General features: G+C 44.4%; 1 protein-coding gene and 2 pseudogenes. 1 reads left to right on the top strand and 2 read right to left on the bottom strand.

The window, feature by feature from the left end; translation table 11 throughout:
- A pseudogene (locus L976_RS01025) lies at positions 1–258 on the bottom strand (alpha-amylase family glycosyl hydrolase); the annotation flags it as partial.
- Positions 259–544: 286 nt separating this feature from the next.
- Between L976_RS01025 and L976_RS01020 the strand changes: the two are divergent.
- Complete coding sequence (locus L976_RS01020) at positions 545–1,099, top strand: hypothetical protein (RefSeq protein WP_047533294.1); 555 nt, start codon at positions 545–547, stop codon at positions 1,097–1,099.
- Between the two features lie 122 nt (positions 1,100–1,221).
- Here the strand turns inward: L976_RS01020 and L976_RS01015 are convergent.
- Positions 1,222–1,494 (bottom strand): annotated as a pseudogene (locus tag L976_RS01015) (alpha-amylase family glycosyl hydrolase); the annotation flags it as partial.

The following is a 1,494-nucleotide window of genomic DNA, read 5'->3' as shown; positions in this document are numbered from 1 at the left end:
TAAGGATTTGGCCTTATCGACATCTATTTTAAGCACTAAATGATAGTGATTGCTCATCACCGCGTAAGCGCAAATATCGATACAAAATATCGCAGACAAGGCTTTGATTTTATCAACAATCCAGCCACGTCGATGCTCGTAACTGCGGCCAGTGAGTTTATCTTCACCACACAAAAAAGCCCTTCTAACACAGCGATTTATCACATGATAGAAGGGCGTTGCATTAGCATCAATTAGCTGTCTTCTGGCCGAAGTCATAGCAAACTCCACACAGACAAAATCAGGATAATTTAAAGCCTAGGTGAAGGTGCTGAAAAACACAAAAAGATATGGCTGTCCCCGCTATTTTTTTCACAGTATAGAAACTGAGCATGAAATCAAACTGAGTCTATCGGTGGCAAGAGTGACTTTTATGTAAGTAACTGTAACCACTGAGGACATTTTGATGGCAAGGTATGTTGGGTATGGCGCAAAGTGTTATGGCGTATTTGTGGCTAAGGTGTTTTAACGCTAATGTATTGGGAGATTGAAATAGGACTGGAATATGGCGTTAATCATTCCGCAAAAACTGGGCAAGCTATTGATCAAAAATGTATTGATACTCGCCTTGGGCAGCTTGGCTATCTTTCCTGCGCTAGCCGCTAAGGTCAGTTTTAAAGCCTTTTGCCCGCAAATGGTGGGGCAGTGGCAGGGCAATGCCGCTAAGGCAAGTGACACCCCTAGACAAGTGACGGTCAATGGATTTTGTTCCCACGATCAGCGGCAGTTGATCCTCTCCGTAAGTGTCGGTACGCACGCTCCCTACAGCGAGACATGGTGGTTTAGGGAGCAAGGCGAGCAAGTGCTGTTAACCTACTATGACGGTGTCTCGCAGGAGAAGCAGCAACTCTTTAGTTTATATCAACAAAATGGTGATTATTCCCTGCTGGGCGAGGGAGTCGTTAATGCGCGCGCCGCCTTAATCCAACTGTTATTCGAAGCTAAATCGCCCCAAGGCGCATGGCAGTGGACGCAAAATATCCAATATTTAGACGATGATATCGACCGCTATCAGCTCTTTCGTGGGATAGAAATGACGCCTGTCGCACCATTGAATTAAGCCGACTTATTCATACTCGACAATACGCAACTCACTTTGGGAAAAAATCGAGTTTATTTTTTACGGAATTATCTTCATTTCGAATAAATAAAAATAATCCCAAACGCTGAGTCGTAACGAACTTAAGGATGTAACGCTTGGCTTGATGCTTTTCCTTTACACCATTTGCCGCTGTTATGCTGTTTTTTAAACGCGCACATGCTATCCCATCGACCACTTATGCCACTGTATTGACGTCGAAACTCTTTGGCTGATGTGAGCCACGCATCGGGCGCAATGCCTAATTCATTGAGTAGTTTCGGCCGTTGATTATCGATATAGCCTTTCTTATCAAGGCGGATGGCGCGGCCTGTCCAATCAATCAGTTCGAGATAATCGGCAAAATGAAACGGAAT

Origin of the sequence: Shewanella sp. ZOR0012, from assembly GCF_000798835.1 — a bacterium.
Taxonomy (GTDB): domain Bacteria; phylum Pseudomonadota; class Gammaproteobacteria; order Enterobacterales; family Shewanellaceae; genus Shewanella; species Shewanella xiamenensis.
This window is presented reverse-complemented; position numbering and strand designations above follow the sequence as displayed.

What these genes read in the sequence shown, in the direction of transcription:
- L976_RS01020 (WP_047533294.1), top strand. Translation starts at nt 545, where the DNA reads ATGGCGTTAATCATTCCGCAAAAACTGGGCAAGCTATTGATCAAAAAT.